The following is a 20,386-nucleotide window of genomic DNA, read 5'->3' on the forward strand; positions in this document are numbered from 1 at the left end:
CCTTCGATTTTGTTGTCACGCCGCATTGCGGCGCGCTGATGCGTGCCCGCCCGACGATCATACTGCGTTCAATAATGCAGTTGTCGCGTGGCGCCGTGTTGTCTTTACGATCAGATCTCGCAGAGACGCCGCGCGCCTTCGATCAAGGTCGCATCGTCTTTCGAGAAGCTCAGGCGGATCAAGCCGGAGTCCGTACCATCGGTGTAGAACGCCGACAGCGGAATAGTCGCGACACGTGCATCGCGAATCAGACGCAGCACGAAATCGCTATCGCTTTCATCGGAAAAGCCGCGAAAACGCGCGAGCATGAAGAAGCTACCTTCGCTCGGCAATAACTCAAAGCGCGAATCGCGCAGTGCCTCTGTGAGCAGATCGCGCTTCTTCTGATAGAACGCGGACAAGCCGAGGTAGCTTTCACGATTGGCCAATGCGTCGACGAACGCGTACTGCATCGGCGTATCGGCGGAAAACACCATGAACTGGTGGACTTTGCGAATCTCGTCCATCAACGCGGCCGGTGCGAGGCAGTAGCCGACGCGCCAGCCCGTCACGTGATACGACTTGCCGAACGACGAGACGATCACGCTGCGTTCCGCGAGTTCGGAATGGCACGCCATGCTCTGATGTTTCGCGCCGTCGAACACCACGTGTTCGTAGACCTCGTCGGCGAGAATCACGATATCGGTGTTGCGCGTAACGGCCTTCAGACGCTCGATGTCGGCCTCGCTGAACACGGTCGCGGTCGGATTGTGCGGCGTGTTGGTGATGATCATGCGCGTCTTCGGCGTGATCGCGGCGGCGACTTCGTCCCAGTTCACGCGGAAGTCGTCCAGCGACAGCTTGATCGGCACGGGCGTCGCGCCTTGCAGCCGCACGATCGGACCGTAGCTGTCGAACGAGGGCTCGAAGTAGATCACCTCGTCGCCCGGATGCACCAATGCGCTGATCGTCGAATACAGACCTTCGCTTGCGCTGGCGATCACGGTGACTTCGCTCGCCGGGTCGTAGCGCACGCCGTACAGCGTGGCGACCTTGTCGGCGAGCGCTTCGCGCAAGGCGGCGATGCCGGCCATCGGCGCGTACTGGTTATGACCGGCGCGCATGGCTTGCGCGACGCCGTCGATCAGTTTGGCGTCCGGCGCGAAATTCGGCGCGCCTTGGGACAGATTCAGCGCGTCGTGCTGTGCGGCCAGTTGGCCGATCACGGTAAAAATCGTCGTGCCTACGTCAGGCAACTTCGAGCGGGCTTGCGTGGCGCTCTGCATAAGGCTTTCTCCCTTTCTCCATCCGGCAGCGGATTCACGGAACAGCCTGCTGCGCGGCGGTCCCTTCCGGTTTGGTGATTAGGCATCAGCCAAAGAACCGTCACAATCGAAACTTTGTCATGCGCGGCATGCATTTACGTCATGCCTCACGCGAAGACGCGCCGCCGCTCGCAAAGCCGGTCTGATCGGTACTTTCGGGGAAGAAACGAGACCGCGCCGAGAACGCGGAGAACTGCTGAGGTATGAAGTAATGTGATGCGGCCGGCCACAAGCGAAGCGTTTGTGACCGGCCTCGCCGTCTATCAGGCGTCGTCCATCATGCGGACTTTGACTTTCTTGCCCTTCACCTTGCCGGCGCTGAGCTTGCGCAGCGCTTCACGCGCGATGCTGCGTTCCACAGCCACATAGGTCGACATTTCCGTCACGTTGATCTTGCCGATCTGCGAACCGGCGAAACCCGCCTCACCGGTCAGCGCGCCGAGCACATCGCCCGGACGGATCTTTTCCTTGCGGCCGCCGAGAATCTGCAGCGTTTCCATGGGCGGCAGCAGCCGCTCATTGCTCGCCGCGGTGAGTTCGGACAGCTTGTGCCATTCGACCTCGCGCTTTTGCGCCTGTTCGAGACTGCCGACACGGCCCATCTCGTTCATGCTCGCCAGACTCAGCGCCCAGCCTTCCTGATCGGCGCGGCCCGTACGGCCGATGCGGTGCACGTGCACTTCAGGATCCGGCGTCACGTCGACGTTGATCACCGCTTCGAGCTGAGCGATGTCGAGGCCACGCGCGGCGACGTCGGTGGCGACCAGCACCGAGCAACTGCGATTCGCGAACTGGATCAGCACCTGGTCGCGTTCACGCTGGTCGAGTTCGCCGTGCAGCGCGAGCGCATGAAAACCCTGCGCGCGCAGCACGTCGAGCAGATCGCGGCATTGCTGCTTGGTGTTGCAGAACGCCAGCGTGCTCACCGGACGATAGTGATTCAGCAGCAGACCGACGGCATGCAGCCGTCCGTCTTCGGTCACTTCGTAGAAACGCTGACGAATCTTGGTGTTGTCATGCCGTTCGGCGAGCTTCACTTCCTTCGGATTGCGCAGGAACTGCTGGCTCAATTTGACGATGCCTTCGGGATACGTCGCCGAAAACAGCAGCGTTTGGCGCTCTTTCGGGCATTGCTTCACTACCGTGGCGATATCGTCGAAGAAACCCATGTCGAGCATGCGGTCCGCTTCGTCGAGCACCAGCGTGTTGAGCGACTGCAGCGGCAGGCTGCCGCGCTCAAGGTGGTCCATGATGCGGCCCGGCGTGCCGACCACGATGTGCGCGCCGTGTTCGAGGCTGGCCGTTTGCGGACGCATCGGCGTGCCGCCGCACAGCGTCAGCACCTTGATGTTTTCTTCGGCACGCGCGAGACGGCGGATTTCCTGCGTGACCTGATCGGCGAGTTCGCGCGTGGGGCACAGCACCATCGCCTGCACGGCGAAATTGCGTGCGTCGAGACGCGAGAGCAGCGCCAGCGAAAACGCCGCGGTCTTGCCGCTGCCGGTTTTCGCCTGGGCGATCAGATCGTGGCCGGCGAGCGCGATCGGCAGACTCGCGGCCTGAATCGGCGTCATCTCGGCGTAGCCGAGCTGCGTCAGGTTGGCGAGCGTCGCGGGCGGCAGCGGTAGCTGGCTAAACGGCGCGCCGGCGGTGGTGGGACTGTTCATAGGGTGATGACTCGCAAAGCGGATAAGGCGACTAGGGACAACAACTATTCGGCCATCGGGCCGGTGTCGGGACGGCCTTCGATCTGCTCGTACAGCACCGAGCCATCGTCCCCGTCGAAACGCTCGACGTAATTGCGCGCGCCGCACATCGGGCAACGGAACAGGAGGCCCTGCCCTTCGTTCTTGATGACGACGTCCGATTGCTCCCACTGCGCCTGGCAGGACTGGTTTCTACAGGTAAACACGTTTGATTCTCCAACTGGATTCGATTGCTTGTCCGGCGAGCCGTACGAACGACCCGCCGTGAATGGGACGGTTGCTGCCAAGGTGGCGACGGCTAATCCACGTCGGCCCGGCACGTCAACCCAAATGCGTATGCCGCGCCCGCGGCGCGCTCACATCCATCTCGGTGAGGCCTTGCACGATGCCGCAGTCTTCCACGGCCTGTTCGCCGTGGCACTGCTCGCGCAAGGTGGTCAATTGCACTTTCAGCTGCTTCAGTTCGTCGATGCGCATGTCGACGTGCGCGATGTGCTCGTCGATCAAGGCATTGATGCCGCCGCAGCCGTCCGCCGACGCGTCGGTCAGACGCAGCAGCGCACGGATTTCGTCGTGGGTCATGTCGAGCGCGCGGCAATTACGGATGAAACGCAGCCGTTCGACGTGCTTCGCCGTGTAACTGCGGTAATTGGCCTCGGTGCGCTCCGCTTCGGGCAACAAGCCCTCTTTTTCGTAGAAACGGATGGTTTCGGTCGTGCAATGGGCGATTTTCGCCAATTCGCCGATTTTCATGGACCCTCCGGATGGCGGCCTTGACCTTGTAGTGGCTTCAGGGTGTTTACTAGACCACAAATCGAACCAGGAAGCCACCATGCCTCAAGCCGACCACGCCGACGCCGATCGCCTCGAACGGGCGAAAGCCCGTGTGGACGGGCACGAAGCGGACACGCATGTCCATGACGGCGCGACCTGCGGTCATCGCCACCATGCGCACGATTACGACCATGCTCACGACGGCCACAGCCACGCCCCGGCCCACAGTCATGCCGATGCGGCGTGCTGCGGAGCAGGGGCGGCAACAGCGGCACCCGTAGCCGCGCCGGTCCCGCTGCCGCCATCCGAAGCCGTCGGCAGCAACATGCGCACCGCCATCCGCATCATGCAGATGGATTGCCCGACCGAAGAAGCGCTGATCCGCAAGAAATTCAGCCGCATGCCGCACGTGCGCAGCATGGAATTCAACCTGATGCAGCGCGTCCTGACGGTCGTCCACGCGCCCGGGGCGCTCGACTCGATCCTCGCCGCGCTGCGTTCGCTCGACTTCACGCCCGAACTCGCGGACACCGGTCCGAACGCCGCGTCCACGGCCGCGCCGCACGCGCCGAGCAAGCCGTGGTGGCCGCTGGCGCTCGCCGGTGTGGCTGCGGCAGGCTCAGAGGCCGCTGGCTGGCTCGGCGCACCGGTTTGGCTGCCTGCGGGTCTGGCGATCCTCGCCATCCTCTCCTGCGGCCTTACGACGTACAAGAAGGGCTGGCTCGCCATCCGCAACGGCAACCTGAACATCAACGCGCTGATGAGCATCGCCGTGACCGGCGCGTTGCTTCTGCGCCAATGGCCGGAAGCCGCGATGGTCATGGTGCTCTTCACCATCGCCGAGCTGATCGAGGCGAGATCGCTCGACCGCGCCCGCAATGCGATCCAGGGTTTGATGCAACTCACGCCCGAACAGGCGAGCGTGCAGCAACTCGACGGCAGCTGGCAGTTAGTGGACCTCAAGGCGATTGCGCTCGGCGCGCTGGTTCGCGTGAAGCCGGGCGCGCGGATCGCGCTGGACGGCGAAATCGTCGCGGGCCGCTCGAGCGTGGACCAAGCGCCGATCACTGGCGAAAGCCTGCCGGTCGATAAGTCCGTGGGCGACGCGGTGTTCGCCGGCACGATCAATCAGACCGGCTCGTTCGACTATCGCGTCACCGCCGCGGCCAGCAACACGACACTCGCGCGCATCATCCACGCAGTCGAGGAAGCGCAAAGCACCAAGGCGCCGACGCAGCGTTTCGTCGACCAGTTCGCCCGCGTGTATACGCCGATCGTGTTCGCCGTCGCGCTTGCCGTAGCCATTGTGCCGCCGCTGCTGTTCGACGGATCGTGGCAGGCGTGGGTCTACAAGGCGCTGGTGATGTTGGTGATCGCGTGCCCGTGCGCGCTCGTGATCTCGACGCCGGTGACGATCATCAGCGGTCTCGCAGCGGCGGCCCGCAAAGGCATTCTGATCAAAGGCGGCGCCTATCTCGAGCAAGGCCGCAAGCTGACGCGGCTCGCGCTCGACAAAACCGGCACACTCACTCACGGCAAGCCCGTGCAGACCGAGTTCGAAATACTCGCTGAGATCGACGCCCTGCGTTGCCGCACGCTTGCGGCGAGTCTTGCGGGGCGCTCCGATCATCCTGTCTCTATGGCGATTGCTACGGCAGCCAAGGCCGATGGCCTGACGCACATCACAGTCGCGTCCTTCGAGGCAATCGCGGGACGCGGCGTGCGTGGCGAGATGGACGGCGTGCCGTACTGGCTCGGCAATCATCGGCTGATCGAAGAACTGGGACGTTGCTCCGCGTCGCTCGAAGCGCGGCTGGATGCGCTCGAAAGTCAGGGCAAGACCGTCGTGATGCTGGTGAACGCCGAACGCGTGCTCGCGCTATTCGCGGTCGCCGATACGGTGAAGGAGACGAGCCGCGCGGCCATTGCCGAACTGCAACGGCTCGGCGTGAGCACGGCCATGCTCACCGGCGACAATTCGCACACCGCCGCCGCGATCGCACAGCAGGTCGGTATCGACGAAGCGCGCGGCGATCAGCTGCCGGAAGACAAGCTGAACGCAGTCGCACAGTGGTCCAACGATGGCGCGACTGTCGGCATGGTCGGCGACGGCATCAACGACGCGCCCGCGCTGGCGCGCGCCGACATCGGCTTCGCGATGGGCGCGATGGGCACCGACACGGCGATCGAAACCGCCGACGTCGCGCTGATGGACGACGACCTGCGCAAGATCCCGTCGTTCATTCGTCTGTCGAAGGCGACGCATGCGGTGCTGGTGCAGAACATCACGCTCGCGCTCGGCATCAAGAGCGTCTTCCTCGTGCTGACCGTGATCGGTCTGGGGACGATGTGGATGGCGGTGTTCGCCGATGTGGGCGCGAGTCTGCTGGTGGTGGCGAACGGGTTGCGGCTGTTGCGCAAGTGAGCGCGCGCCCGCAGGTAGCGACTGCGCGATCTGCGCCTTGATGTCAATGCGCGAATGAGCGCTGATCCGCGATCGGATGGTGATGCGAACCGATCGCGGCTTTCAACGTATCCGAGGGCCGCATGCCGAACAGTTTCCGGTAATCGGTTGCGAACTGGCTCAAGTGCCAGAATCCCCACGCCGCCGCCACGTCCTGCACCGAGCGTGATTCGCGCGACGCATTCGACAGATCGCGCCGAGCGCCATTCAGACGGATTGCGCGCAGATACGTGGCGGGCGCCATGCCGAGCACGTCCTGAAAGCAGTACTGCAGCGTGCGCCGGCTCACGTGCAGCTGCTCGCACAACTCCGGCACGCTCACGGCCCGCTCGCGATTGACCAGCATATAGTCGCGCGCTTCCGACACGATGGACTGCCGGCGTGGCCGCGCCGGCATCGCGACCGGCTCCGACGCCGGCAACGCGCCGACGTCGAAGAGCGAAGCCAGCACCGACGCCTGCAGATTGTTGCGCGCGACCGACGAGAGCGGCGTGCCGCGCGCCGCGCCATCGTCCAGCAATTGACGCAGCGTGGCGCACAACTGCTGCTTGCGAGCCATGCCGATGGGCACGACTTGCGTGTTCGGCACATGATCCGCCAGACCGACGCGCTCCACTTCCGCCGCGTAACGGCGCAGTACTTCGCCTTTGACCACTACGCCAAAAATCTCGTAACCCGCCGAGGTCAGCAGTTCGAATTCGATGCCGCCTGGACGAAATGCGAGCGCGTCGCCGGCGATCACCTGAGCGTCGATGCGCCCCGAGCCTGCAGGGCAAGTAGGGACACCGAACCAGTACGCGTCCTTTTGCACTTCGCAAGTTTGCCGCAGCGTGTGGCTGGTCGTTTCGACGAACACCTGCATGTGATCGAGGCACAGCTCCGTCAGGCCGCCGACAAAACATCCTGCCGTCAACTGATCGTAGGTCTGGCTCCAGCCATGAAGATTGCGCGCCTGTTCGTCGGCGTCGTGCGCGACGCAGGTCTGCACACGGAAGCTCGGCTGCGGCGTGAGCGTTGGACTGGACAGGGTGTCGCTGAGAGTGTGGGTCGTCATACCGGATCTGCCCAAATGGAATATCGAGGAGGATCGAAGGCAAAAAGAAGGCAATTCCCATGCCGAACGAATCCGATACCTGCTCGCGCGTTTGTAGCTCCAGACATCGAAGCCAGTGTTCATTGGATGAACAGCGCTGCACACTCTGCTCAGAAACGAAACGCTCACCTTGCGCCGGTTGAACAGCGTAACACCGCACACCGTGCGCGAGTGCCTGCTACGCGTGCACGGATCACCTGCGCGGTGCATTGGCACACTTCTGGCTCTAGCAACTCGCGGCCAAGCGACATATCGAGCCGAATATAGCCCATTCAAACATGTGAGGAGCACACAGATGAATCACGCAGAGATGCAATTTCTGACCACCGAATTCCCGTACAAGAAGCAGTATGCGAATTTTATCGGCGGCGAATGGGTGAAGCCTGTAGGCGGTGAATACTTCGACAACGTGTCGCCGATCACCGGTGAAGCTTTCACGTCGATCCCACGTTCGCGCGAAGCCGACGTCGAACTCGCGCTCGATGCGGCGCACCGTGCGAAAGCCGCGTGGGGAAAAACCTCCGCCGGCGACCGGTCGAACATTCTGATGCGCATTGCCGACCGGATGGAAGCGAACCTGCAACGTCTCGCCGTGGCCGAGACGATCGACAACGGCAAGCCGCTACGCGAAACCATGGCCGCCGACATTCCGCTCGCCATCGATCACTTCCGCTACTTCGCCGGCGCCGTGCGCGCGCAGGAAGGTTCGATCTCCGAGATCGATCACGACACCGTCGCGTATCATTTTCATGAACCGCTCGGCGTGGTCGGCCAGATCATTCCGTGGAATTTCCCGATCCTGATGGCCGTATGGAAGCTCGCGCCCGCACTCGCTGCCGGCAACTGCGTGGTACTCAAGCCAGCCGAGCAAACGCCCGCTTCGATTCTGGTCCTCGTCGAACTGATTCAGGACCTGTTGCCCGCGGGTGTGCTGAACGTGGTGAACGGCTTCGGTCTCGAAGCCGGCAAGCCGCTCGCTTCCAGCAAACGCATCGCCAAGATTGCGTTTACCGGCGAGACCACGACCGGCCGTCTGATCATGCAGTACGCGAGCCAGAACATCATTCCGGTGACGCTCGAACTCGGTGGCAAGAGCCCGAATATTTTCTTCGAAGACGTGATGAACGCCGACGACAGCTATTTCGACAAGGCGCTCGAAGGCTTCGCGATGTTCGCACTGAATCAGGGGGAAGTGTGCACGTGTCCGTCGCGCGTATTGATCGATGAAAAGATCTACGACCGCTTCATGGAACGTGCGCTCAAGCGCGTCGCAGCGATCACGCAAGGCCATCCGCTCGACACCAAAACGATGATCGGCGCGCAGGCTTCGCAAGAGCAATTGGAAAAGATCCTCTCGTATGTCGATCTCGGCAAACAGGAAGGCGCCGAATGCCTGATCGGCGGCGAACGCAATGCGCTCGACGGTGAATTGAGCAAAGGCTATTACGTGAAGCCGACTGTATTCCGCGGCCACAACAAGATGCGCATCTTCCAGGAAGAAATTTTCGGACCGGTGGTGTCGGTCACGACGTTCAAGACCGAAGAAGAAGCGCTCGAAATCGCCAACGACACGCTCTACGGTCTCGGTGCCGGCGTATGGACGCGCGACGGCACGCGCGCCTATCGCTTCGGCCGTCAGATTCAGGCAGGTCGCGTGTGGACCAACTGCTATCACGCCTATCCGGCGCATGCGGCATTCGGTGGCTACAAGCAATCAGGCATCGGACGTGAAAACCATAAGATGATGCTCGACCACTATCAGCAGACCAAGAACCTGCTGGTCAGCTATAGCGACAAGCCGCTCGGTTTCTTCTAAGCGTCGCGTTCCTGTTCGAGCGGGCCGCATTGCGCGGCTCGTTCTTTTTTTCTGCGAGGACATGTGATGGCTGACGAGAAGGAAGTTGCCCGCGTGATCGCAACGCCTGCCGCTGTCGAATTGATCGACAAGTTGCGCGCGGAGCATGGCGAGGTGCTGTTCCATCAATCCGGTGGATGCTGCGACGGCAGCGCACCGATGATGTTTCCTCAAGGTGAGTTCATGGTCGGCTCGTCCGATGTCAAACTCGGCACGATTGCGGGTGTGCCGTTTTACATGAGCGAGTCGCAATTCGAATACTGGCAGCACACGCAATTGATCATCGACGCGGTGCCGGGAAATGGCGGAATGTTTTCTCTGGAGCGGCCCAGCGGTTTACGGTTCTTGACACGCTCCCGTCTTTTCGAGGACGAAGAGAATGCGTGGCTGGAAACGCATCCGGTGGAACGCGCCGATGCGTGATCGTTTTATGGTGTGCTCGAGTTTGAATCATCGCTGACGGCGGGTGCCGCTGGTGTCTCTGCCAGCAGCGCATCGCTGTCGTCTTTCAGGCCGACGCCGGTCAGACCCAAACGCCTTGCATGCATCAACAGATAGTGCAGCTTGTGCGCGGCCAGCGGATAGTCGAGTCCCTCTGGACGCACATTCGAAATGCAGTTGCGCTGCGCGTCGCTACAGCCGACTTTCGGCGCGTACGTCAGATAAATTCCGAGGCTATCCGGCGAACTCAAACCCGGCCGCTCACCGATCAGCATCACCACCAACTTTGCATTGAGCAACTCGCCGATCTCGTCACCCAACGCGACGCGCGCCTGACGCGCAACCACAACCGGGCCGACCTTCCAATCCGCGAGTCGCGGAACGACGGTTTGCAGCAGCGGGACCGATTGCTTCGATGCGGCGAACGCCGAAAGACCGTCGCCGATCACGAAGACCACTTCGGGCGAATCGTTCGGCACCGCTGCCAGCGCCACGCGGCTCTCTTCCGATAAACGCCGTCCGAGATCGGGACGCCGCAAATAATGCTCGCGATCCGGCGCGGCGCTATGCACATCGAGCGTCTTGAAGTTCTGCGCGCGCAATTGCTCGTGCAGCACGTCGGTATCGAGCGGATGATGCACAGCGTCGCGCGCCTGCGCGTGCGACAGGTTGAACGCGAGCAGCGGCGCGGTCGGCAAGCTATTGCCAGCGCGACCCAACGCGATGCGCGCGTTGGTGAACTGCCGCAGCGCGTTCCAGGGATTCTTTTCGAGGAAGTCGCTCATGCGATGCCCATCCAGTCGCGCGCGCCTTCGAGCAACGGTTGCTGCGTCGACGCGCTCAGCAAAGCACCGCGCGTGTCGGTGATCTGCATCGACTCCAGCCATTCTTCGAATTCCGGCGCGCGGCGCAAACCGAGTACTTCGCGCACGTACAGCGCATCGTGGAACGACGTGCTTTGATAGTTGAGCATGACGTCGTCCGCGCCAGGAATGCCCATGATGAAGTTGATGCCCGCTACGCCGAGCAGCGTGAGCAGATTGTCCATGTCGTCCTGATCCGCTTCGGCATGGTTCGTATAGCAGATGTCGCAACCCATCGGCACGCCGAGCAGTTTGCCGCAGAAGTGATCTTCGAGGCCGGCGCGCGTGATCTGCTTACCGTCGTACAGATACTCCGGGCCAATGAACCCGACTACCGTGTTCACCAGGAACGGATTGAACTTGCGCGCGACCGCATAAGCGCGCACTTCGCAAGTCTGTTGATCCACGCCGAAATGCGCATCCGCCGACAACGCGCTGCCTTGACCGGTTTCGAAGTACATCAGGTTATTGCCGACCGTACCGCGCTTCAAGGAGAGCCCCGCTTCATACGCTTCCTGCAGCAGCGCGAGCGAAATGCCGAAGCCGGCGTTCGCTTTCTCCGTGCCCGCAATCGACTGAAACACCAGATCGACCGGCGCGCCTTTTTCAATGGCGGCAATCGTGTTGGTGACGTGAGTCAGCACGCACGATTGCGTCGGCACCTGATAGCGTTGGCGGAAGTCGTCGATCATCAGCAATAGCTTGGTGATCGCGGCGAGATTGTCGCTGGCGGGGTTGATGCCGATCATCGCGTCGCCGCAACCGTACATCAGGCCGTCGAGCATTGAGGCAGCGATGCCTTTGACGTCGTCGGTCGGGTGATTGGGTTGCAGACGCACCGACATGTGCCCCGGCAAACCGACCGTGTTGCGAAAGCGCGTAATCACCGGACGTTTACGCGCCGCCGCGATCAGATCCTGATTGCGCATCAGCTTGGACACGGCCGCGACCATCTCCGGCGTCAGGCCCGCGGTAATACGCGTGAGCGCGTCGGCATCCGTTGTGCTGCTGAGCAGCCAGTTGCGAAAATCACCGACCGTGAGGTGAGAGATCTCGGCGAAAGCCTGCGCCGAATGATCGTCGATCACGAGACGCGTGACTTCGTCGCTTTCATAGGGAATCAGCGCTTCGTTGAGGAAGGTGCGTAGCGGCACCTGCGCGAGCGCCATCTTGGCCGCGACGCGTTCTTCCTCGCTCGCTGCCGCCACGCCCGCGAGCTGATCGCCGGAACGCTGCGGACTGGCCTTCGCCAGCAGGGTTTTCAGGTCGGCAAAGCGATACGTGCGCGTGCCGATCGTCTCGGTGTAGCTCATCTTTACGACTCCATCGCCGCTGCTTGCGCAGCGGCTCGATCCGTCATTCTTCGAGCAAGGCGTCCGCCGGCGCGGCTTCGCGTTGATGGCGCGTCATCAGGAAGTAGACGTAGCCCAGCGCGAGAAAGATTGCGAACACGATCGCCACCAGAAAATTGAAGTAGACCATCGTCGCCAGACAAATGACCGCGGCCACCAGTGCGAACGCCGGAAAGACCGGAAACAGCGGCGCGCGGAACGGGCGCTCCATGTTCGGTTCGGTGCGGCGCAGCTTGAACAGCGACAACATGCTGATGATATACATCACGATAGCGCCAAATACCGACATCGTCACGATGTTCGCTGTCAGCGTCTGGCCGCCGAACTGGATCAGCTCGTCGCTGTAGATCGCCGCGATGCCGACCACGCCGCCCGCAATGATCGCGCGATGCGGCGTCTTGAAGCGCGGATGCACCTTCGAGAGCCATTCCGGCAGATAGCCCGCGCGAGCCAGCGCGAAGATTTGCCGCGAATAGCCGAGGATGATGCCGTGAAACGACGCGACGAGGCCGAACAGCCCGAGCCACACCAGCATATGCATCCAGCCGCTATGTTCGCCGACGATGTATTTCATCGCCTGCGGCAGCGGATCGTTGATGTTGGACAGCTTGGTCCAGTCGCCTGCCGCGCCGGCAAACACCATCACGCCGATGGCAAGCACCACCAGCGTCAGAATGCCGGCGACATAGGCGATCGGAATCGAGCGCTTCGGGTTCCGGGCTTCTTCGGCGGCCATTGCCACGCCTTCGATCGCGAGGAAAAACCAGATGGCGAATGGAATCGCCGCGAACATGCCGTGAAACGAACCCATGCTGAAGCTGTCGGCGCCGGCCCAGCCGCCCTTGGTGAAGTTCGACCACTGAAAGCCCGGCGACACGACGCCCATGAACACCAGCAGTTCGAAGATCGCAAGCAGCGTCACGCACAGCTCGAACGCCGCGGCGATCTGCACGCCGACAATATTCAGCGCCATGAAGACGAGGTATGCGCCCATCGCCGCGTGTTTCGGTTCGAGACCGGGAAACTGCACGTGCAGGTACGCGCCGATCGCAAGCGCGATGGCCGGCGGCGCAAACACGAACTCCACCAGCGTCGCCGCGCCGGCCAGATAGCCGCCGGTCGGGCCGAAGGCGTGGCGAGCGTAGGCGAACGGACCGCCCGCGTGCGGAATGGATGTGGTGAGCTCGGTGAAACTGAAGATGAACGTCGTATACATCGCGGCAATAAAAATTGCCGTGACGACGAAGCCGAGCGTGCCGGCGCTTGCCCAGCCATAACTCCAGCCGAAGTATTCGCCGGAAATGACGAGGCCGACCGCGATGCCCCACAGTTGCCACGTGCCGAGCGTCTGCTTCAACTCGTGATGCGTGACTTTGCCGACGTGCTGATTTTTGGACTCTGATTTCATCGGACACTCCCTGATGGTGCCGGCAGCCCGGCGCCGCAAGGCTTTGCGGTGCACGAGCGGACAGGCTTCAGCCGATGGTAGTGAGCCATTATTCGAGGTGTTATCGAAATTCGGCAAAGTTCTGGGCGGTCCAGTGTTAGTGCATGCTTAATTGCGCATTGCGTTAACCGCCTTTCGAGTGAAGTTCGCAGGATTTGGTAAATGGGGACGTGGTACTTTCGTTCGCATCCGTTCGACAATATTTGTGCTCATTTTTTATTCACCTAGCCATGAACGAATCAGCTAATCGGGCTCGTTACGAAACCCGGCTCGGCCGAGTGCTCGACCATATTTACGATCATCTCGATGAGCCGCTGGACATCGATCGGTTAGCGGAAATCGCCTGTCTGTCGCCGTATCACTGGCACCGGATTTATCAGGCGATGTATGGCGAGACGGTGGCCGCTACCGTGCGACGTTTACGGCTGCATCGCGCGGCGGGCTATCTGGCGAACGGTTCCATGCCGATTGCGGAAATCGCCGAGCGCTCCGGCTACAGCAGTCTGCAATCTTTTTCTCGCACCTTTCGTGCGGTGTTCGGCGTGCCGCCGGCGCAGTATCGCAAGCAAGGCACACATAGCCGGTTCCGGCCGGCGCTATCAGGAGACGATCAAATGACGATGCGTGAAGTGGTGATTCGTCACGTGGAGCCGATGGAAGTTTTGTCGGTCGATCACGTTGGGCCGTATATGCAGATCGGTAAAGCGTTCGATGCGCTGTTCGGTTGGCTCGCGAAACACAATTTACTTGCTGGCCAGATGCGCATGATCGGCGTTTACTACGACGATCCTGGCGTTGTTGCGCAGAGTGAGTTGCGGTCCAAGGCTGGTGTGTTGTTGCCGCATCCGGTTCAGGCATCCGTGACGGTGAGTCCGCCGGTTTCGGTGGCGCATGTGAAGGGCGGTGAGTATGCGGTGTTGCGGCATCGAGGACCCTATAGCGATATGCGTGCCGCGTATGAGTGGCTATACGGAACGTGGCTCGTGCAGTCCGGGCGAGAAGCGGCCGATGCGCCGGTGTTCGAAGAGTATTTGAATAGCCCGAAGGATACGGCGCCCGCTGATCTCGTCACGGAGATTTGTTTACCGCTTGCTTGAGCGTAGACCTGCCCGGCTATGCTCTGCTCGCTTGTGCAGCGTGCCGGGCGGTTGCCCCTCTGGTTTTTATAGTCTTTGTATATGTATACGTAGTAATAGTTAACAAGCCTCGCATCTTTCTGTGGATAACCTGAAACTTCGTTTACGGATCAAGGCACTGTGGAATCGATAACCCTGCGCAGCGCGCTCGGACAGGAACACGGAACTAGGGACAACTTTTGTGCGATCCGACGACGCGGCGTTTTTATCAAGGTTTCACCCACAACGTGTCAGGTGGCTTGTACAAGAGTTGTCCAGAGGGAGGTGTGGATAACCAGGCGGGCTTGACGTTGCCCAACCGCATCTCGCTGGTTCTGCGCGAACATAGGCTGTGTCAGTTCTGTTCGACGATGCAACCGTCAGATTGTCGCGTCCATCTATGGCGAAAAATCGCTTCGTACGGTCAACGCGTTGACAAGCTTCGGGCGGCTCGCTTATCGTCGCCACGCGGGACGGCTGGTCAAGCACGCCTGGATGCTGGCCACATAGGTTCCGGGCACCACGGGGCTACCCCGTGGATCAACACTACTCCGCAGTTCGTCGCATGAGCCTCAGTTGCGTCTTACGCAAGAGCGCTCACGCAGCACAAGACGCGTTGACTGGCCGCCCCGCCTTCCTTTGGTATGCCGTTATCTTCGCTGCAACACGTCACCTACGCGATTGCCGATGCCATGCTGGCGGGCTCGCCTGAGCCCGCCAGCATGGTCGAGCGGATGACGCTCGTGCTGGGCGAGAGCACCCGCTGGATGGATGGATTGGCGCGCCACGTAGCGAAGCGATTCGCTGCGCGTTGGGATAGCGTCGGGCGCAGGGAGGTTTCGGCGGTCGTGGCCGGGATGCCCGGCTTCGTGTCAGCGTGGCGCAGCGAGCAGCCGCCGAAAGTGCTTCGCGTGCTGACGCGGCCGCCGTTTCAGCGCCCGCCTCCGCCGTGGTTGCACGACGTGGCGTTGCCTCAACTGCCGACGCTCGGCGATCTGGCCGCCTGGCTAAATATCGAGCCGGGAGATTTGGACTGGTTTGCCGATCGTTGGCGCGTGCCGGCGCATAGCGCGGCGACGCCGCTTCATCACTACGCGTACAAGGCGATCGAAAAGCGCGATGGTCGATGTCGGATCATCGAGATTCCCAAGCCGCGATTGCGGGCTTTGCAACGCAAAGTGTTGTCGGGTTTGCTCGACCGTATTCCGGCGCACGAATCGGTGCATGGCTTTCGACATGGCCGGAATATCGTGACTTTTGCCGCGCCGCATGTGGGTAGAGCGGTGGTGATGCGCTTCGATCTGACGGATTTCTTTGCGTCGGTGCATGCGGGACGCGTTTACTCCGCTTTTTATGCTTTCGGTTACCCGCTGGCCGTTGCGATGGCATTGACTGCGCTGTGTACCAATCGCATCCCGAGCGGCCGCTTGCTTGCGACGGATGTGCGCGAGCGTTTGCAGTGGCAGGAGCGGCAGCGCTATCGGAACCGGCATTTGCCGCAGGGCGCGCCGACATCGCCGACGTTGGCGAACCTGTGCGCTTTTCGGCTCGATCTTCGGCTGGCGGGTCTGGCGCGTTCCGTCGGCGCGACTTACACGCGGTATGCCGATGACCTGGCGTTTTCCGGAGACGAGGAGCTTGCGCGTATGGCTGATCGCTTATGCATTCGAGTCGCGGCGATTGCTCTTGAAGAAGGCTTCGGCGTCAATCTGAGAAAGACGCGCGTGATGCGGCGTGGCGTGCGGCAGCATCTGGCCGGCGTCGTGGTCAACAGCCATGCGAATGTGGCGCGGCCGGAGTTCGATGCGCTGAAAGCCATGCTGACCAATTGCGTTCGGCATGGGCCGCGCTCGCAGAATCGGGATGATCATCCGGAGTTTCGGGCGCATCTTGCAGGGCGTGTGGCGCATGTCGGCATGGTGAATGCGGCGAGGGGGGCGAAGCTGAGGGCTTTGCTTGAGAGCATCGAGTGGGATGAGGAGAGCGAGGCGAAAGCGGAGTCGAACGCGTGAATCAACTTGTTGAGGATGTCTCATTCATCTAATCGGCCACCAAAACAGGCTTGCGATGCTCACTCTCCAGCTCTCTAGGTAAGCTGACCATCACGAGATAGATACGGACGAGCAGGCCAACAAACCAAAGCGACACCGGCATACCCAGCACCGCCAAGGCGAACAACACACCGTTCACCCCGAAATTTGACGACAGTAGCCGACCCAGTATCAGATAGAACGGTGCGATACCGAAGACGATGTAAGAATAGATTTTTGGAAACGGCGAGCGCTCCTTATTGAGCCGGTCGAACAGTGCCATTCCGGGCTGGTTTCGATAACGAAAGTCAGATGCGCCCTCTTCAAAGGCACGTTTGACGAAAGAGGTTTTTGTGATTGTATGCATCACTGTTTGCCTCGACATGATCCCCCAGTACAGCGTCAACGCGATCCCACCCATTAGCCCCGGCCAACGCAGAACGGATGGCATCGGTGCAAACACGAAATAATAGAAGTAGGCAAATATACCGAAGAAGAAATACGTGGCAAATGTCGCAATCGCCAGTATCAGTCCACATACCCACAGCAGGTTCGAACGGCGGTACATCATCGAGATGGCGAATGGCACGAAGAGGCAAACCAGCGTGACGAGCAGACCGATTATCCATGGCCATTCAGATACCCCAAGGTCGTCCGCATATGCCGCATACGAAATGCCGGTGCCCAGCAAGGGAAGCAACAGGCTCATCGGCGCGGCCTTCTTCGTCATCTCCCAAACCGAGTCTTTCGGTTCCGCCCGGGGCTTCGTCATCGATTGTGCTCGTGGCATCTAGGTTCGCTTTCAGGTGGATGCCATATCACGGCATGTACATCATTGGGTACGCATCGTAATCTTTTGGCATGGACTTTTCCAAGTACTCGGCCGCGTGCTTCATCGACTCGCCGATGGAGCGAAACCACGACGTGACATGCTCCGTCGCGTGCGTTTTCTTGTCCACCCAGTCGAGCCCGTAACCCACCGCGATCGCCACGACAATGGTACCCACCACGATTGCGGCAACCGGCAGGGCCACAGTACCCGCCAGTCCGGCCACGATGGCACCAACCACGACAGAAGCAATGGCGGCACTTAAGCCAGCTTTGGCAAGATCGATGCCTATCTTGCCGAGCAAATCCGCGAAGTCCTTCTTTCTCTTTCCGTCCGGACCGATCTCTTCGTAATCGTGCAGCCATTCAGCCGTATCAAGCGTGACGGTGAAGATCAACGCAATCAAACCGGCTTTCTTGAATGCCCCCTTGGATCCTTCCCAGGCAGCCGCCGCGCCTGACTCTGCCGTGCCCGCGCCTCCAGCAATCGTCAGCACCTTTTCGTTCTTCACGCCGTACCGCGCGGCCGTCACCAACTTGCGCAATCTCGGGTTGCCGCTGAAAACGACATACATCCTTTCTCCCACGTTCTTGTGAACGACTTTGGTCAGCCTGAATTTCTCTCCCCATAACTCCTGAATCCACTGCTTGTTGTCGTTCAGAAACGCCGTTGCACCCGCCAGTTGTCCAACTAGCCAGTTACGTGTCGCAATCTTATTCGTGTCGATGGCCGTCTCCTCGGAGCCGCCGGCGGCCAGCGCATCCACGACTTCCTTGGGAACCGAGTTCTTGTCGACTTCAAAGACATGTGCTTCCTGCATCGGCTCGACCGCGGTGCCAGGCGCCAACTTGATCGGCAGCGGGCACGACCAGTGCTGATCAGCGCGCAGCGGATCGAACAGCGGCGCAGGGCGCAGATACTCGGGGACGGGCGCTTGCGGGTATGTGAACAGTGGCGACACGTTGGTCGGTTTTGGCGAGGTTGAAGCATTAGGCAGCTGCGAGGCTCGATTCGTACCTATCGCAATGATGATCGGCTCAGGCTTGGCTTTTGGTGAAGGGTCCGTATTCGTCAAACCGAACATCCGCATCGAATAGTTCTGATACACCGTGCCGTTCTGCTTGAGTGTCAGATGACCCTTGAAATCCCTGCTGATCCAAATGTGGTAGCGCTGCCCGTCCTGGAACTGTCCCTGCTTGACGCGCTTCTTCTTGGCCACGTCGTAGATCCAGTCCTCGGATGCTTCAACGGTGTAGGTTGCGCCTTTCTTCACCTGGATATCGAATATCACGTCGCGGTGCTTGCGAAGCAGAACAGTAATATCGCTTTCGGCCCAGCACTCGACCGGCTCACCCGGCAAATCGATGCATACGTTATGTTGGATTAGGGGACGATTGCCCATGGTTATTCTCCGCTTCGCTTGACCTGGTCGGCCACGAACTTGCCGAAATCGATTCCGTTCAACTCGCCTTTTCCTTCTCCATCCAGGACAACGTTGTGCACCACCCCGTCCGCGGACGCGAGCTTGATCGGCTCACCTTCTGGCACATTGCCCTCCGCGTCCATGTAGCGGATTCGCATGTCGGCTTTCTTGCCTTCCGTGTTGTAGGTGCGATCAAGGCTGGTTGGGCCGGCAAAGGAATGTTGGCTGCCTTTGATGTCGATCTTTCCCGGCGCATGAATCTCAATGTTGCCGCCGGAAATGCGCACGTACGCGCCCCCCGCCGTGAGAAGAATTTCCTGCTTGGCAGCCGCATCGATCCTCTCCGTCGCGGAAAGCAACTTCAGCGTCTTCTGAGCGGTGATCTCAAGGTTATCGCCCTGCGCCTGGATTTCGACTTTTCCTTTCGCCGCGAAAAGCTTCATACCCGCGTTCTGTGCGAAAAGGCTGATCTTTTCGGCAACACTCACGAGCAGCGACTTGCCTGTCGCAATGTGCGTGCTCTGGCCGCTGACGAGGTTGACATGCTCAGTCGCAGCGACGTGTGCTGACCGTTGTGTCGACATCCCGATGCCCGAAGGCGTCGCGAACAGCATGATCGGCTCCTTGAAGCCGTTGGCATTGCCAGTGCCACCGCCGGCGGTATTGCCGCCGCTGCCTGTTACGCCCGCTACGCTGCTCTGTGTCGCATCGGTAAAGGTTTTGAGCGAGTCGTGACCGTCTTTCAGGCTTTCTGCCTGATGGGTTTCGCTCGCCTGCGACAGCGCTTCGATCACGCTTTCGGAATTGACGAGCTGGCTATTTGCTTCGCTTACGTCGAGAGGCTGGCTTGAGGTCCCCGCCGTTGGATGCGTCGACACATATAAACCTTGTCCCGCCCTGAGCGCACCATAAGCATCGGATTTCAGATCAAAGCCGCTGCCGAGGTAGGCACCGCGTGAGTTACCCGTCTGCGCGATCAGATAGCCGAGATGCAGTTGGGAATTTGCGCTCGTGCTGTAGAGCTGCATGCGGTTCTGGCCAGTGGCATCGTCCATCACCAGCTGGTTGTAACCGCTGCCCTGGTATTCCTTGGACTTGTAGCCTGAGAGAATTCCGTTCGAATGCCAGTCAGGAGTCTTCGCACCGTTATAGACGCGTCCGGTAACGAGCGGCTTGTCGCAGTCGCCATCGAGGAAAGATACGATCACCTCTTCGCCGATGCGCGGTACGTGTACGCTGCCGTGGCCGCCCCCAGCATGCGATTGTGCGACGCGCATCCAGCACGACGCGTTCTCATCGCCGGGGTTCAGCCTGTCCCAATGCATCTGCACCTTGACACGGTTCAGCGGATCCGTGAAGACTTCCTCGTTCGCAGGGCCAACCACCGTCGCCGTCTGCATGTGCATCTTCGGCTTGTTGTGCTCGAACGGGCTGCGGAAAGGGATTGTTCTGCGCTGCGCTTCGACAGTGACCACCAGGAAACCTTCGCTACCGTCGGCCGACTTGATGAGCAGCGTTGGATCGCTGGCGTGCTGTGCACGGGCCGCGGCGATCGTTTGCTTCAGGCTGTGCGGGAAGTCTGTCGTGCCGCCGGAGACCGGCAGGTTGTTCTCGATAATCCATTCAGCGGCGACAACCGCAAACTGCCGGTCCTGCTGGCTGTCGGTGCCATGCCCCGGATGGTCCTGCA

Annotated in this window: 16 protein-coding genes; 5 read left to right on the forward strand and 11 right to left on the reverse strand. The window is 60.8% G+C overall.

Going from position 1 to position 20,386, the window contains the following annotated elements; all coding sequences use genetic code 11:
* Positions 1-110: 110 nt before the first annotated feature.
* The 4 genes from ACFSNN_RS15415 to cadR form a co-directional block, all read right to left on the reverse strand.
* Positions 111-1,265 carry a pyridoxal phosphate-dependent aminotransferase gene (locus ACFSNN_RS15415; RefSeq protein WP_134457408.1) on the reverse strand — a complete coding sequence of 385 codons (1,155 nt, stop codon included), beginning with the start codon at positions 1,263-1,265 and terminating at the stop codon, positions 111-113.
* Between the two features lie 302 nt (positions 1,266-1,567).
* A complete protein-coding gene (dbpA, locus tag ACFSNN_RS15420; protein WP_134457409.1) occupies positions 1,568-2,971 on the reverse strand; it encodes an ATP-dependent RNA helicase DbpA in 1,404 nt (467 codons plus the stop codon).
* A gap of 44 nt (positions 2,972-3,015) precedes the next feature.
* Positions 3,016-3,216 (reverse strand): hypothetical protein, encoded by a 201-nt coding sequence (locus tag ACFSNN_RS15425; protein ID WP_012431140.1) that lies wholly within the window; start codon positions 3,214-3,216, stop codon positions 3,016-3,018.
* Positions 3,217-3,331: 115 nt separating this feature from the next.
* Positions 3,332-3,763, reverse strand: coding sequence for a Cd(II)/Pb(II)-responsive transcriptional regulator (cadR, locus tag ACFSNN_RS15430; RefSeq protein ID WP_134457410.1), 432 nt, complete (start codon positions 3,761-3,763; stop codon positions 3,332-3,334).
* A 79-nt stretch (positions 3,764-3,842) separates the two neighbouring features.
* Between cadR and ACFSNN_RS15435 the strand changes: the two genes are divergently transcribed.
* On the forward strand, positions 3,843-6,209 hold the full coding sequence (locus tag ACFSNN_RS15435) for a heavy metal translocating P-type ATPase (protein WP_377688769.1): 2,367 nt from the start codon (positions 3,843-3,845) through the stop codon (positions 6,207-6,209).
* Between the two features lie 43 nt (positions 6,210-6,252).
* Here the strand turns inward: ACFSNN_RS15435 and ACFSNN_RS15440 are convergent, their stop codons facing one another.
* A complete protein-coding gene (locus ACFSNN_RS15440; RefSeq protein ID WP_134457411.1) occupies positions 6,253-7,302 on the reverse strand; it encodes a helix-turn-helix domain-containing protein in 1,050 nt (349 codons plus the stop codon).
* A gap of 334 nt (positions 7,303-7,636) precedes the next feature.
* Between ACFSNN_RS15440 and adh the strand changes: the two genes are divergently transcribed.
* Positions 7,637-9,157 (forward strand): aldehyde dehydrogenase, encoded by a 1,521-nt coding sequence (gene adh / locus ACFSNN_RS15445; RefSeq protein ID WP_134457412.1) that lies wholly within the window; start codon positions 7,637-7,639, stop codon positions 9,155-9,157.
* 66 nt (positions 9,158-9,223) lie between these two features.
* Positions 9,224-9,619 carry a DUF779 domain-containing protein gene (locus tag ACFSNN_RS15450; protein ID WP_134457413.1) on the forward strand — a complete coding sequence of 132 codons (396 nt, stop codon included), beginning with the start codon at positions 9,224-9,226 and terminating at the stop codon, positions 9,617-9,619.
* Between the two features lie 5 nt (positions 9,620-9,624).
* Here the strand turns inward: ACFSNN_RS15450 and eutC are convergent, their stop codons facing one another.
* The 3 genes from eutC to eat are packed head-to-tail and all read right to left on the reverse strand — an operon-like array spanning position 9,625 to position 13,260.
* Positions 9,625-10,422 (reverse strand): ethanolamine ammonia-lyase subunit EutC, encoded by a 798-nt coding sequence (gene eutC, locus ACFSNN_RS15455; RefSeq protein ID WP_134457414.1) that lies wholly within the window; start codon positions 10,420-10,422, stop codon positions 9,625-9,627.
* A complete protein-coding gene (locus ACFSNN_RS15460) occupies positions 10,419-11,813 on the reverse strand; it encodes an ethanolamine ammonia-lyase subunit EutB (protein ID WP_134457415.1) in 1,395 nt (464 codons plus the stop codon). Before ACFSNN_RS15460 ends, eutC begins: the two co-directional genes overlap by 4 nt.
* A gap of 43 nt (positions 11,814-11,856) precedes the next feature.
* Positions 11,857-13,260 (reverse strand): ethanolamine permease, encoded by a 1,404-nt coding sequence (gene eat / locus ACFSNN_RS15465; RefSeq protein ID WP_134457416.1) that lies wholly within the window; start codon positions 13,258-13,260, stop codon positions 11,857-11,859.
* Positions 13,261-13,529: 269 nt separating this feature from the next.
* Here eat and ACFSNN_RS15470 point away from each other — a divergent pair, with 269 nt between their 5' ends.
* Together ACFSNN_RS15470 and ACFSNN_RS15475 are read left to right on the forward strand one after the other, a co-directional pair.
* Positions 13,530-14,396, forward strand: a complete 867-nt coding sequence (locus ACFSNN_RS15470; RefSeq protein ID WP_134457417.1) for an AraC family transcriptional regulator — start codon at positions 13,530-13,532, stop codon at positions 14,394-14,396.
* 662 nt (positions 14,397-15,058) lie between these two features.
* Entirely contained in the window at positions 15,059-16,426 is a 1,368-nt protein-coding gene (locus ACFSNN_RS15475) for a reverse transcriptase family protein (protein WP_134457418.1), read from the forward strand.
* A 28-nt stretch (positions 16,427-16,454) separates the two neighbouring features.
* Here the strand turns inward: ACFSNN_RS15475 and ACFSNN_RS15480 are convergent, their stop codons facing one another.
* The 3 genes from ACFSNN_RS15480 to ACFSNN_RS15490 all read right to left on the reverse strand — a co-directional run.
* Positions 16,455-17,216: a hypothetical protein gene (locus tag ACFSNN_RS15480; RefSeq protein ID WP_244322797.1), complete on the reverse strand. Its 762-nt coding sequence runs from the start codon at positions 17,214-17,216 to the stop codon at positions 16,455-16,457.
* A 46-nt stretch (positions 17,217-17,262) separates the two neighbouring features.
* Positions 17,263-18,675, reverse strand: a complete 1,413-nt coding sequence (locus ACFSNN_RS15485) for a hypothetical protein (protein ID WP_134457420.1) — start codon at positions 18,673-18,675, stop codon at positions 17,263-17,265.
* Between the two features lie 2 nt (positions 18,676-18,677).
* A partial coding sequence (locus tag ACFSNN_RS15490; RefSeq protein WP_377779179.1) for a DUF2345 domain-containing protein occupies positions 18,678-20,386 on the reverse strand: 1,709 nt, incomplete at its 5' end.

Origin of the sequence: Paraburkholderia dipogonis (assembly GCF_042680985.1) — a bacterium.
Lineage (GTDB): Bacteria > Pseudomonadota > Gammaproteobacteria > Burkholderiales > Burkholderiaceae > Paraburkholderia > Paraburkholderia phytofirmans.